The following is a 12,768-nucleotide window of genomic DNA, read 5'->3' as shown; positions in this document are numbered from 1 at the left end:
ATGACCGCTACCGATTACGCGCAGGCACCAACGCCGGGCGTTTCCGCCCGCAAGCGGGAAAAACGCAGGGCAGTCCGCCCGGCGGTGTACATCGTGAAGAAGCTGCTGGCATTGCTGCTGACGTTGTTCGTTGCCTCCTTGGCCGTGTTCTTCTCACGCTTCCTGGTCCCCGGTGACCCGGCACGCTTCCTGCTGAGGGGACGTAGCCCCAAGCCCGAGGCACTGGAAGAGATCACCCGACAGTTCGGCCTGGATCAACCGGCCTGGGAACAATACCTGAACTGGCTCAGTGGCATTCTCCGAGGGGATTGGGGCCGTTCGCTGACTTACCGCCAAGATGTATCCGACGTCCTGCTCGGGCGACTGCCCACTACCCTTCAACTCGTGGCGCTCGCCGCGGTCTTCATCACGGTCTTGGGGTTGTTCGCCGGCATTGTTGCCAGCCTGAACAAGGGCTTCGGCGACCGCTTCATCCTCATCACCCTCACCGCCGCTGGAGCGGTGCCGCCGTTTGTAGCCGCCATCGCGTTGGTGGCGCTGTTCTCCGTGGGCTTGGGCTGGTTTCCCTCCTTTGGAAGCGGCGACGGCGGATGGGACCGGATCTGGCATCTCACCCTCCCGGCGCTCGCCTTGGGCATCACCTACATCGCCATGGTGGCCAGGGTGACCCGTTCCTCCATGAACGAGCAACTGCTCCGCGAACACGTGGAGGTCGCCACCAGTCGCGGCCTCGCCCGCGGATCGGTGGTGGCACGCCATGTGCTGCGCAACGCCCTGGGTCCCATCCTGACCGTGAGTGGCGTACTTGTTGCCGGACTTCTGGTTTCCAGCGCCATCATCGAACGGACGTTCGGCCTTTCCGGCATCGGGCAGCTCCTGGTGCAGTCCATCGACAGGCTCGACTTCGGCGTCGTCCAAGCGATCGTCATGGTGGTGGTGGCTGCTTTCGTCCTGGTCAACACCGTGGTGGACCTCGTCCAACCCCTCATTGATCCGCGTATCGCGGCCGGAACGGAGTCCCGATGACGTTAGCCATCCAACTGCCGCAGGTGGGCCTTCGCCGTTACGGCAGCCTCCTGTCAGCCATGGCGTGGGGCGCGCTCGCCGTGGCCGCCGCCGTCGTACTTCTCTCGCTGTTCGCCTCGGTCCTGGCACCGTACGACCCCGACTATGTGGACCTCAACAATGTCCTTGCCGGTCCAAGCGGACAACACCTGCTGGGGACCGACGCGCTGGGCCGTGACCTGCTCAGCCGGCTCATGCACGGCGGGCGGACCTCCCTGCTGGGGCCCACCATCGTGGTGATCGGCTCCACTGTCCTGGGTCTGCTGCTTGGCCTTGTCGCCGGCTGGTCCGAGGGCTGGGTGGGCAAGGTTTTGGGCCGCCTCTTCGATCTCCTCTTTGCCTTCCCCGCACTGCTCATGGCCATGCTCGCCATCGCGTTGTTCGGTAAAGGGCTCTTCGCGCCCATCCTGGCCATGACCATCGCCTACGTTCCGTATGTTGCCAGGCTCGCGCAGTCCCTGGTGGTTGCTGAGCGGGGCAGGCCCTATGTCCAGGCCTACCGCGTGCTTGGATTCCGGACGCCCTGGGTGGTGCTGGGACGGGTTCTCCCCAACCTGATTCCCACTGTTGGCGCGCAGTCAACACTGAACTTTGGCTATGTGCTGGCCGACCTCGCGGCGCTCTCCTTCATCGGGCTCGGCGTGCAACCGCCCACCAGCGACTGGGGCGCCATGATCGAGGAATCCCGTGGCGCGCTGCTGGGCGGCTACATCCTGCCCGCCTTCTGGCCCGCCTTGGTAGTGGTCCTGGTGGTGGTGGCCGTCAACGTCATCGGCGAGGAACTCTCAGACCGCATCGGAGGAAAACTTTCATGAGCCAGCTCTTGCAGATCGAAAACTTTACGCTCGGTTTTCCGGGCAGGCCGCCGCTGCTGGACAGTGTCTCCCTGCACGTTAACGACGGCGAAGCGGTCGCCTTGGTCGGAGAGTCCGGCTCAGGCAAGTCGCTGACTACCCGGGCCGCGCTGGGGTTGTTTCCTGGCGGCTCGCAGTCCTCCGGCATCGTATCGGTTCAGGGCCTCGACACTCTCACAGCGAGCAAGCAACGCCTCATGGAGCTGCGGCGGAGGCGCGCTTCCATGATCTTCCAGGACCCCAGGGCAGGCATCAACCCCGTCCGGACCGTGGGGGACTTCCTCACTGAAACCCTGGTGAGGCTTGATGGTTTATCCCGGGCCGAGGCAACAGAACGGGCCGTGACGCAGTTGGATCAGGTGGGCCTGCGGCATGCCAAGGAGCTCATGGACCAGCACCCGCATCAGCTCTCGGGCGGCATGCTCCAACGTGTCATGATCGCAGCTGCACTCCTGAACTCACCGGATCTGTTGCTGTGCGACGAGCCCACCACCGCCCTGGATGTCACTACCCAGGCGGGGATCGTGAGGCTCCTCCGCGAAGAGCAACAGTCACGGGGAATGGGCATGCTCTTCATTACGCACGACCTCAATCTTGCCGCCAGCTTGTGTGAACGCGTCTACGTGCTTCGCCGGGGCGAAGTGGTGGAGCAGGGGCAAACCCAAACCGTTTTCCTGACCCCCCAGCAGGACTACACCAGGCAGTTGGTTGAGGCTACCCCCGTGATTGAAGTGGGCGGCTTGGCTACGCCGGTGGTCGCAGGGTCACCCCTGCTGAAGGTTTCAGGGTTATCCAAAACTTACCAACTGCCTCGCGGCGAAATCATCACCGCGTTGGACGACGCCGGTTTCGCCCTGCCTGAGGGTGGGTCTTTGGGCATCGTGGGGGAGTCGGGTTCCGGAAAGTCCACCCTGGCCCGGCTGGTAGTGGCGCTGGAAACTGCAACATCGGGTGAACTCACGCTGCGGGACGTTCGTAGGCCGCGCAGGCCCCTGAAAGCCTCAGAACGGAAAGTCCTGGCCAAGGATGTCCAAATTGTGTTCCAGGATCCATACCTCTCATTGGACCCGCGCATCCCCGTAGGAAACGCAGTGGCAGATGTCTTCCGCCTGCATCAGAAGCAAGGGCGCAAGGAAGCCAAAGACAGCGCCCGGGTGCTGTTGGGGCGGGTGGGCATCGGAGCGGAACGCTTTGATGCACGGCCTCGCGCACTCTCGGGTGGGCAGAGGCAGCGGGTTGCGTTGGCCAAGGCGCTCGCTGCCCGCCCCCGGCTCCTGGTGCTGGACGAGGCCACCAGTGCCTTGGACGTCTCTGTCCAAGCCCAAGTTCTGGAGCTCGTGGAGGAACTGCGGGACCAGCTCGGGCTGACCATCTTGTTTGTCACCCACGATCTGGCTGTGGTTTCACGACTTTGTTCCGAGCTCCTGGTGATGCATGAGGGACGGATCGTGGAGCAGGGGCCAACGGCTCGAATCCTTGAGGACCCCGGTGACGACTACACGCGGAACCTCATCGCCTCCCGTCCCCGGCCATTGTGGGACGCCGAGCCGGTCACTGCCTGACCGGCAAGAGACTAACCATTGAAGTAGGAGAAATTCCCGTGAATACCACCGTTTTCGAACGGAATGTCCCGCAGGCCGCCGTCGTATCCCGTGCGCTGGAGGGCGCCGCCCACCGGCCGTTCTGGATCGACCACCTCAAGGACTCAGCCACGCGCTATCCACGGCTTGACGGCGATGCTGCCGCGGACCTCGTGATCGTCGGTGCCGGCTATACCGGATTGTGGACGGCGCTGCGCGCCAAGGAACGCGATCCTGGCCGGACGGTGATCCTGCTGGAAGGGGAGCGGGTGGCATGGGCGGCTTCGGGACGCAACGGCGGTTTCTGCGAGGCGAGCCTCACCCACGGCCACGAGAATGGCAAGAACCGCTGGCCTGATGAATTGGAAACGCTCGATCGATTAGGCATGGAGAACCTGGATCGTATGCAGGAAGCCATTGAAAAGTACGGCATGGACTGCGAATGGGAGCGCACCGGCGAGCTCAACGTTGCCGTGGAACCACACCAGGTGGCTTGGCTCCGGGAGGACGACAGCCCCGGCAGCGTCTTCCTGGACCAGGAAGCCGTGCGGGCAGAGGTCAACTCGCCCACCTACCTGGCAGGCCGCTGGCATAAAGACTCCGTGGCGATGGTCCACCCTTACAAACTGGGACTTGAGCTGGCCCGGGTGGCAACAGAGCTCGGCGTGGTGATCTACGAGGACACCCGTGTGCGCGAGCTGAAGGACCACGAACAGGGCGTCACCGTTGTTACGGAACGAGGCAACGTTGAAGCGGACAACGTGGTCCTGGGTACCAACGTGTTTCCGTCACTGCTCAAACGGAACCAGCTGATGACGGTGCCCGTGTATGACTACGCGCTGATGACCGAGCCGCTTAGCGCGGAACAGTTGGAGTCCATCGGCTGGTCCCGACGCCAGGGGATTGGGGATGTTGCGAATCAATTCCACTACTACCGCATGACCAAGGACCACAGGATCCTGTTCGGTGGCTATGACGCCCTCTACTTCTGGGGTCGGCGGGTGGACCAGCGGCACGAGCACCAGCCCGCGACGTGGGAGAAGATCGCCTCGCACTTCTTCACGACTTTCCCGCAGTTGGAAGGGCTGAAGTTCACGCACAAGTGGGCCGGACCTATTGATTCCAGCACGCAGTTTTGCGCGTTCTTCGGTACGGCGCGGAAGGGACGGGTGGCGTACGCGGCAGGTTTCACCGGACTTGGCGTGGGTGCCACGGCATTTGCCGCCGACGTCCTGTTGGATCTCCTGGCCGGCCTGGATACCGAACGCACCCGGGTGGAAATGGTCCGGAAGCGCCCTTTGCCGTTCCCTCCTGAGCCCCTGGCTTCCCTGGGCATCAACCTGACGCGCTGGTCCATGGACCGCGCCGACCACAATCAGGGAAAACGGAACCTGATCCTCAAAGCGCTCGACGCCGTCGGGTTGGGCTTTGACTCCTGACCCGCCCGGTTGGTTCGTTGTGGGGCCTGCTTTGCACGTTTAGATCTCGTGGAAGCGTGTAGAGCGGGCCTCGCAATGCAGGGTTGGTTCGTTGTGGGGCCTGCTTTGCACGTTTAGATCTCGTGGAAGCGTGTAGAGCGGGCCTCGCAATGCAGGGTTGGTTGGGTGAGCTAGCGTTTGGGGGCTGGCTTTCGTGGGGTGGAAGCGCTCGACGCCGGACGCTTGGCTGCCGTGGTTGGTGTACGGGAAGTGGGACGCTTCACGGCAGGGGCCTTCGCTGCACTGGGGGCCTTCGCTGCGCCGGACGACCGCGGGACCGTAGCAGCAGGGCGCTTGGTGGGGGTTCCTGCACGCGGAGCAGGTTTGCGGGGTGAAGGGGTGCGCTGAACAGCCGGACGCGGTCGAACGGGAGCTGCAGTTCGCGAACCGAACGATGGCACAACAGCACCCAGGAAAAGCACGCCCAGCGTCCCAAACCCTGCCACGGCGGCCAAGTAGAAGTAGATATCTGAATCCTGGGTGCTCACGGCACTGCCCAAGGCGTTGGCGTCCTGATTGAACGCGATGCCCCACATTCGCAGGAAGGCGATGCTGCAACCGATGAAAAGGCTGGTCCCCGCTGCGCCGAGGAGGACCACTAAGTAGCGTCGCCGGTTGAAGACCTGCACGATGGACGCCAAGTAGCAGATCAGCACGGAACCCAGGAAAAGGTACAACACCAGTTCCTCAAGCACCACAGCGGCCAGAACCAATAGCCCGAGGGAGACGAACGCGGACACCACCGCAAGCTTCCCACTGTTCCCCATGTGACGCATGAGGTTAATCATCGCCGACCAGGTGGCCACGCCACGCCGTCGTACATTGCAGTTGGATACCGTTGCGGGGCCCGCTCTGCACGCTAAGAGCCAATAAGAACCTGCAGAGTGGGCCTCACAACGGGCTAGGTAGGGCTACTTGATGACGTACCCATGCATGATGGTCATGACGGCTGCGACGCTCTGCTCGCGGGTGCGCTCAGGGTTGTACGTCTGCCGGTCGAGGCCAACCACGAAAATCGCTCCGAAAATCGCCGCCTCCAGGGACCCCCGGGCAATGCTCTCGTCAACCTTGTACCCGGACGCGACGCTCTCGACGGCCGAACCAATCACGGCCAGGAGCTCAGCGCGAAGCTCGGCAAACACGGCACTCCATTCGCCGGGAGTGCGCCAGTTTTCACTGACCCACAGGCGGGCGAAGGAGGGGTAATCGTCCATAAACTCCATAGCCTGCCCCACCATGTTGGTCATGGATTCCAGGGGGTCGTTGGCCTGTCCACGGACATCCTGGAGCCGGACCAGCATGATGTCCACACCGTGCCGCAAGAGCTGCGCGATGAGGTCGGACTTGCTGCCGAAGTTGTAATAGACAGTCCCCTTGGACACCCCGGCGGCGGCCGCGATTTCATCCACGGTCACGCCCGCAGCGCCGCGCTCGCCGATCAGCTCCATGGAGGCTTCGAACAGGCGTTGCTTAGTGGCGTTAGTGCGGCCGGGACGAAGTTTCTTCTCCGCGGGGCCGTGTTCTTCCGCCCGCGAATCTGCCTGGAAAGGAACCGGCTCCATGGTGTTCATACTGCGATCTCCGGCTTCAGCGTCTTAAGGGTCCACATCTTGTGCTTGCGGACGGCGAGCGTTGATAGTGCCGCTCCCAGCAAAGTGTATCCAAGCAGGCCAAGTACGGTGGGCCAGATCATGCTGAGCTCACCTCCGTAGATCAGGTGCCTCATGCCGGTCACCACGTATCCCATAGGCAGGACCTCGTGAACAACATGGAGCGGCATCGGCGTGGTCTGCCACGGGAACGTACCGCCTGAGGACACGAGCTGCAGGACCAGCAGGATCAGCACCACGAACTTTCCGGGCGTTCCCATGAGCGCCACGATGCCTTGGATGATCGCGCTGAACGCCATCACTGCGGCGAGCATGAACAGCCACATCCCTATGGGGTGCGCAGGGTTCAGGCCCAGGCCGAGATTCACCACGAGGGTGAGGATGGTGGCCTGCAGCACGGAGACCACGAAGAATGGCAGCCAGCCTCCGACGGCGATTTTCCACGCGGGGGCGTTAGAGGCGAGGGCCCGTTGGGTGATGGGTCGCATGGCTTGGACCAGCATGAATACGCCGATCCACAGTGCGAGGGTCAGGAAGAATGGTGCCAGCCCGGCGCCATAGGAACCTGCCTTAGCCTGGGAAACGTTGTCCACCGCCACTGGATCCGCGATCACCTTGGACACGCTGCTCTTCTGTTCATCGTTTGGGTTGGGGATGTCTCCCGCGCCTTTGGCGAGCTCGGTGGCCAGGGTGTGGGCGCCGTCGGAGGCTGTGACTCCGCCGCTGGCGAGCTGGCTGGCGCCGCTGTCCAGTTGGCGAGCGCCGTCGTCGAGCTTGGCGGCCCCGTCCAGGGCGGTTTGCTGCCCGGCGGCCAACGTTGATGCGCCGGTGCTCAGCTGTCCGGCTCCGTCGGCAGCCTTCGAGATCGCGTCGGTCAGGGCTGGTGTCGCGGCGGCGAGCTTGGATGCTCCGGCACTGACGGCAGCTGAACCGTCCGATAGCTGCTGGATCTTGGCAGCATCACCAGTGATCTTGGTCTTCGCGTCCGTTACCGGGCTCGATGCTGCGGCGGCGTCAAAGTCCGCCAGGACCTTGTCGGCCTGCTCCTGAGTCAGGACACCCGCAGTCACCAGTCGTGCGTTCGATTCCACCACACGGTTGCGGAGGCCTTTGTCCGCCGCTTCGAGCTGCCCGACGACGTCCTGGACTTTCGCGTTCAGCTCGGCGTTTCCTGCGGCTACTTGTGCTGCGCCGTCGGCGAGTTTCTGCGAATCAGTTGGTAGGGTAGCGGTTTCGTTCTTGAGCTCGGTCAGTCCCGAACTTAGCTGCCCGGCACCGGTGTTCAGTTGTGCCGCGCCGTCCCGCAACTGGGTCTGTCCGGCCACGAGTTGGTCGGCGCCTGTGACCAGTTGGGTGGTGCCGCTGTGGAGTGTCGCGGCGCCGTCGCTGAGTTTCCCGACGCCAGTGGCCAGTTCCGACGCGCCATCAGCAGCCTTCACGATGGAGGCATGGATGGTGCCGAAACCGGTGAGGAGCTGGTTGGCTGTTTCCTCGCCCACTTCCTTGGCCACCGTTGAATGTACGGCTGTTGTGAGCTTGTCCACGATGGTGCTCAGGAGGTAGTTGTTGGCGTCGTTGGTGGTGACGTGCAGCATGGCCTGGTTGGCGGCGTCGAAGCTGCCGGGCGAGACCAAGTTGGCGGAGAAATCCTTGGGAATGCGCAACGCGAAGGCGTATTCACCCGTACGAACACCCGCGTCTGCGTCCTCCGCGCTGGACACCTGCTTCCAGTTGAAGACGTGGCCTTCAACCAAGCTGTCGGCCACCTTCCTGCCGGCCTGCAGCTCAGTACCGTCCGACGACGTTGCTCCCGTGTCCTCCACCACCAAGGCGGCGTCGATCTGGTTCAGGTTGCCGTACGGGTCCCAGTTCGCGTACAGGTACACGGCGCCGTAGAGCAGCGGGACCATGGTCAGGGCGAGGATGGTCAGCTTGGGCAGGAGCCCGCCGGTCATGCGCTTGAGTTCGGAGCGGGCGAGCCGCAGAACAGTCACTTTGCAGTCCTTTGAAGGTTTTCGGATTCAGTTTTGGCAGCTGCTGTGGTCGCTGCGGAGGTTTCAGGCTTGTGGGGTGCTTCCGCTGCCGGCTCGGCCGCGTGCTTGGCCTGGCCTGGCTTGATGTGGGCGGGGGCGGGTTCCGCTTCCGGTTCAGGTGGATGCGAGACGGAGTTGCCGATCACCGCAGCGGGGCCGGTCCAGTTCTCCGGGAGGGCACCCACGACGGCGACGACGGCAAGGGGCCGCCCGGCGTCGGACGCCAATGCCTGAAGCCGGGGCAACCAAGCCTCGGGATCGGCACTGTGGCGATCCGGGGAGTCGACAACAAGGAGATCGGTGGCCGGATCTGCCAGGGCAAGCGCGGTGAGAAGTTCGAGCCGGCGGGCGGCCGGAATTTGTTCTATCCAGAGTCCGGCGATGTCCTCGAAGCTGTTGACCTTCAGCCAGGGCTTGCTCAGGAGGGCGCCACGGTAACGGCGAGGGATGAGGGAGAGGTCTTCGGTAACCAGATCGCGGACACTCAGGTGCTGCTCGGGTTCGTTGACGCCCGGGGAGTCCACCAAGGCGCTTGCGAGGCGGATCTTTTTGGTCTTGGTGGTGTTGTCCCAGCTCAGGATGCCGTCGCTTGGCTTCATGCGGCCGCTCAGAGCCAAAGCCAAAGCGGTCCGCTGGTCCTGGCCCTCTCCGGCCACGAGCAGGAGTTCGCCGCGCCGGACTTGGAGTGATGTTGCCGGGAGGAGATCGTCCCGGCGGCCGTTGATCTGGAGTTGCTGTACGGACAGCACAATGAAGCCTTTCGCAGAAATGGTGTCTGCTGAAAGTCTAACTAAACTGACCGGTCAGTTCAAATAGAGCTTTTGGAGCTCGTACTTTTCAGAGGCCGTACTTCTCCAGGAGCCGCAGCCATACTTCACTGATGGTCGGATAGGACGGAACTGCGTGCCAGAGGCGGTCCAATGGGACTTCGCCCACGATCGCGATGGTTGCAGAGTGGAGGAGCTCGGCGACGCCGGGGCCTACGAAGGTAGCGCCCAGGATCACTTTCCGGTCCTCATCCACCACTAGCTGCGCCCAGCCTTTGTAGTCGGGAGAGTGCAATTGGGAGCCGGACACGTCGATGGGAAGTTCCACGCCGGTGACGTTCCTGCCTTGCAAGAGTGCCTGCTCAAGGCTTGGGCCCACCGATGCCACTTCGGGATCGGTGAAGACAACGCTGGGGACGGCATGGTCGTTCGCCGTGTGGGCCCATGGGCTCCATGGTTTCGGGGTGCCGGTGAGTTTGCCGGTTGCCCGCGCGACGATCGCATCGCCCGTGGCGCGGGCCTCGTACTTTCCCTGATGGGTCAACAGCACTTTGCCAGCGGCATCCCCGGCGGCGTAGAGCCAAAGCCCACTGGTGCCGTCGCTGGCCGGGCCCTCGACGAGTCCGCTGGCATCGGTTGTGAGCTGGAGGGGCTTGCCGTCCTGTGCTTCGACTCCCACATTTTCCAGGCCCAGATTGGCCAAAGCGGGGTGCCGTCCGGACGCGACCAGTAGTTTGTCGGCGGTGGCGGTTTTGTCGTCGAACGTGACCGTCACTGTGCCGTCGTCGTTCTTCTGCGTTTTCTTCACGTCGGTGTGCAGATGCACAGCGACGCCGTCGGCCCGAAGCCCTGCCAGGACCAGATTTGCAGCTTCCTCCGGGTAGCTGCTCAGCAAGCGGCCGCGGGCGATCAACGTGACATCCGAACCGAGCCGGGCGAATGCCTGCGCCATTTCCACGCCCGCCACACCGCCGCCGAGCACCACAAGACGCTTGGGAATTTCCTTTGCCGCCGTGGCGCCGCGGGTTGTCCAGGCGGGTATGTCTTTCAAGCCTTTGATGTCCGGAATGGTAGGGGTTGAACCTGTCGCGATCACCACGGCATGATGGGCCTTCAGTGCGTAGCTGTTGCCGTCGAGCCCCTCCACCTGGACCTCGCGCGGGCCTGTAACGCGGCCGCGTCCACGGATCAACTCAATGCCTGCGCTGTCCAGCCATTCAACCTGGCTGCCGTCCTGCCAATTGTTGGTGAACCAATCCCGATGCTTCAGTGCGGCCTCGGCATCAATCGTTCCCGTGATCGCTTCCTTCGCTCCCGGCACCACTTGGGCAGCGTGGAGCACACTCCCCGGACGGAGGAGCGCCTTGGACGGGATGCACGCCCAGTAAGAGCACTCACCACCCACCAATTCGCTCTCGACAATCACCGCCGTCAGGCCGCCGCGAACCACCCGGTCCGCCACGTTTTCCCCTACGGCGCCCGCGCCGATCACGATTACGTCGAATTCCCGGGAGCTCTCGGCAGTCATGGGGAAAGCCTACGCCGCTCCCTAAGCGTTGTGAGGCCTGTTTTGCAGGGTTTGCGTGGGTTTTAGGGTGCAGAGCGGGCCCCGCAAGTTGTGCCCCTTTGTTGTGAGGCCCGTTTTGCAGGGTTTGCGTGGGTTTTAGGGTGCAGAGCGGGCCCCGCAACGCGTGGCTAGGCGTGCATCGCGCCCTTGAACCAGCCGGTGATGCTGGCCGGGTGGGTGATGGCGGTGCCCACCACCACAGCAAAGGCGCCGGCGTCGAGGGCTTGCCGCGCTTGGGCCGGGGTATGGATGCGGCCTTCCGCTATGAGCGGCTTACCCAACTCAGCGGAAGCGATCTGCTCCAAGAGCGGCAAGTCCGGGCCCTCCGTCTTGGGGCGCTCGCCGGTGTAACCGGACAATGTGGTGCCAATGAGGTCAGCTCCGGCCTCCACGGCTGCCAAGGCGTCATCGAACGAGCCACAATCAGCCATGACCAAAGCGTGCGATTCCGCGTGAATTCCGGCCACGGTCGCAGTCAGGGTAAGCCCATCCGGGCGGGCACGCCGCGTTCCATCGATCGCTACAACATGCGCGCCGGCATTCGCGACGGCCAAAGCATGACAGAGCGTGGGGGTGATGAAGACGCCGTCGTGGCCGTCCTTCCAGAGGCCAATGACAGGAACCTCGACGGCGGTGCGCGTGAACTGCACGTCGGCCAACCCTTGGACGCGGATCGCCGCAGCCCCGCCAATGACCGCTGACGCGGCCACTTGGGCGGTTGTCCGGGGATCGCGCATGGGCTCCCCGGGATAGGCCTGGCAAGAGACGATCAACTGGGAGCGTAACGCTTCGAGGCCTTCGGGGGTGAGAATCATGATGTCTCCCTTACTTAAGGACGAGTTTTGCGGCGCCGACAATGGCAGCGGTGTTGCCGAGAGTTGCCCGGACAACTGGCACGGAAACCAACGGAGCCAGGAGTTCCTGACGCAAGGCGAACTCCATGGGCTTCCACCAGAGCTCGCCGGCGTCGGCCAAGCCACCGGAGATCACCACGGTTTCGGGGTCGAGGATATTGATGAGTCCGCCCACGGCTTGGCCCGCTGCTGCTGCCGCAACCTCGATGGCACGCAGTGCGGCGGCGCGGCTGTCCGCAAAGGCTGCGCCAGCACCGCCGTCGAGCCCGTCAGTTGCAGAAGTCGCCAGCGCAAACACGCCCCGGGAGTCCGCCGCATCCAGGGTAGAACCCCCAAACCGCAGGAACGCCTCATAAAGGGCAGGGCCGGAAGCAATCGCCTCAACGTGCCCGGAACCGCCACACACGCAGGGCAGCGGCGACCCTTCAAAAGCGGCGTATGGAGAAGCAAAGTGCCCCACATGCCCGCCAACAAAGCGGTGACCCAAAACCGGGGAACCATCCAGCACGAAACTGCCGCCGACTCCGGTCCCGAAGGCCACCATGAGCGAACTCGAGGATCCCGCAGCAGCGCCCAGCCAAGCTTCGCCGAGGGCGTGGGCGTGGACGTCGTTGACGGCACGGACCATCGAAGGAGCGAGCGAAAGCCGCGAGGACAAGCCCGAAACAAGCTCAGTTCCGGCCCAATCATGAATCGCATCCGTCGCAGACAAGACAGCCCCGGAAGAAGCGTCGATGACCCCGGCGGAGCCGATACCGACGCCGGAAACCGAGATTCCGGCGTCGGCAGCGCGCTCTACCAAGCCCGCGATCAGCGCAGCGGTGGCGTCGAGGATGGCTTCGCCACCGGCCCGGTTCAACGTCGGGAAGGTCTCCGACATGAGCACTTCACCTGCAGGGGAAACAACCCCGGCGGCAGTCTTGGTGCCGCCGAGGTCAACGCCGATCACGTGGGTCATGA

General features: G+C 63.7%; 11 protein-coding genes. 4 read left to right on the top strand and 7 right to left on the bottom strand.

Annotated features, from left to right (window positions below):
- Genes A477_RS0106120 through A477_RS0106105 form a run of 4 tightly spaced genes read left to right on the top strand, consistent with a single transcriptional unit; the run spans nt 1 to nt 4,938 of the window.
- Nucleotides 1-1,026, top strand: coding sequence for an ABC transporter permease (locus A477_RS0106120; protein WP_017198136.1), 1,026 nt, complete (start codon nt 1-3; stop codon nt 1,024-1,026).
- Entirely contained in the window at nt 1,023-1,880 is an 858-nt protein-coding gene (locus tag A477_RS0106115; RefSeq protein WP_017198135.1) for an ABC transporter permease, read from the top strand. The genes A477_RS0106120 and A477_RS0106115 overlap by 4 nt, the downstream gene beginning before the upstream one ends.
- The gene (locus A477_RS0106110) at nt 1,877-3,481 is read left to right on the top strand and encodes a dipeptide ABC transporter ATP-binding protein (RefSeq protein WP_017198134.1); all 1,605 of its coding nucleotides are present in this window, start codon (nt 1,877-1,879) and stop codon (nt 3,479-3,481) included. The genes A477_RS0106115 and A477_RS0106110 overlap by 4 nt, the downstream gene beginning before the upstream one ends.
- Before the next feature lie 38 nt (nt 3,482-3,519).
- Nucleotides 3,520-4,938 (top strand): NAD(P)/FAD-dependent oxidoreductase, encoded by a 1,419-nt coding sequence (locus A477_RS0106105; RefSeq protein WP_017198133.1) that lies wholly within the window; start codon nt 3,520-3,522, stop codon nt 4,936-4,938.
- Between the two features lie 170 nt (nt 4,939-5,108).
- On the opposite strand, the gene A477_RS0106100 is transcribed toward A477_RS0106105, so the two are convergent.
- From A477_RS0106100 to A477_RS0106070, 7 genes are all read right to left on the bottom strand, one after another.
- The gene (locus A477_RS0106100; protein ID WP_237715736.1) at nt 5,109-5,744 is read right to left on the bottom strand and encodes a hypothetical protein; all 636 of its coding nucleotides are present in this window, start codon (nt 5,742-5,744) and stop codon (nt 5,109-5,111) included.
- Nucleotides 5,745-5,888: 144 nt separating this feature from the next.
- The gene (locus tag A477_RS0106095; protein WP_017198132.1) at nt 5,889-6,548 is read right to left on the bottom strand and encodes a TetR family transcriptional regulator; all 660 of its coding nucleotides are present in this window, start codon (nt 6,546-6,548) and stop codon (nt 5,889-5,891) included.
- Nucleotides 6,545-8,581 (bottom strand): YhgE/Pip domain-containing protein, encoded by a 2,037-nt coding sequence (locus A477_RS0106090; RefSeq protein WP_017198131.1) that lies wholly within the window; start codon nt 8,579-8,581, stop codon nt 6,545-6,547. The genes A477_RS0106095 and A477_RS0106090 overlap by 4 nt, the downstream gene beginning before the upstream one ends.
- A complete protein-coding gene (locus A477_RS0106085; RefSeq protein WP_017198130.1) occupies nt 8,578-9,369 on the bottom strand; it encodes a P-loop NTPase family protein in 792 nt (263 codons plus the stop codon). Before A477_RS0106085 ends, A477_RS0106090 begins: the two co-directional genes overlap by 4 nt.
- Nucleotides 9,370-9,457: 88 nt before the next feature.
- Nucleotides 9,458-10,915, bottom strand: a complete 1,458-nt coding sequence (locus tag A477_RS0106080) for a dihydrolipoyl dehydrogenase family protein (RefSeq protein WP_017198129.1) — start codon at nt 10,913-10,915, stop codon at nt 9,458-9,460.
- Nucleotides 10,916-11,082: 167 nt separating this feature from the next.
- Complete coding sequence (locus A477_RS0106075; RefSeq protein ID WP_017198128.1) at nt 11,083-11,769, bottom strand: N-acetylmannosamine-6-phosphate 2-epimerase; 687 nt, start codon at nt 11,767-11,769, stop codon at nt 11,083-11,085.
- 10 nt (nt 11,770-11,779) lie between these two features.
- Nucleotides 11,780-12,766 (bottom strand): ROK family protein, encoded by a 987-nt coding sequence (locus A477_RS0106070; protein ID WP_017198127.1) that lies wholly within the window; start codon nt 12,764-12,766, stop codon nt 11,780-11,782.
- Between the last annotated feature and the right edge of the window lie 2 nt (nt 12,767-12,768).

It is taken from the genome of Arthrobacter sp. M2012083, from assembly GCF_000281065.1.
Lineage (GTDB): Bacteria > Actinomycetota > Actinomycetes > Actinomycetales > Micrococcaceae > Arthrobacter.
This window is presented reverse-complemented; position numbering and strand designations above follow the sequence as displayed.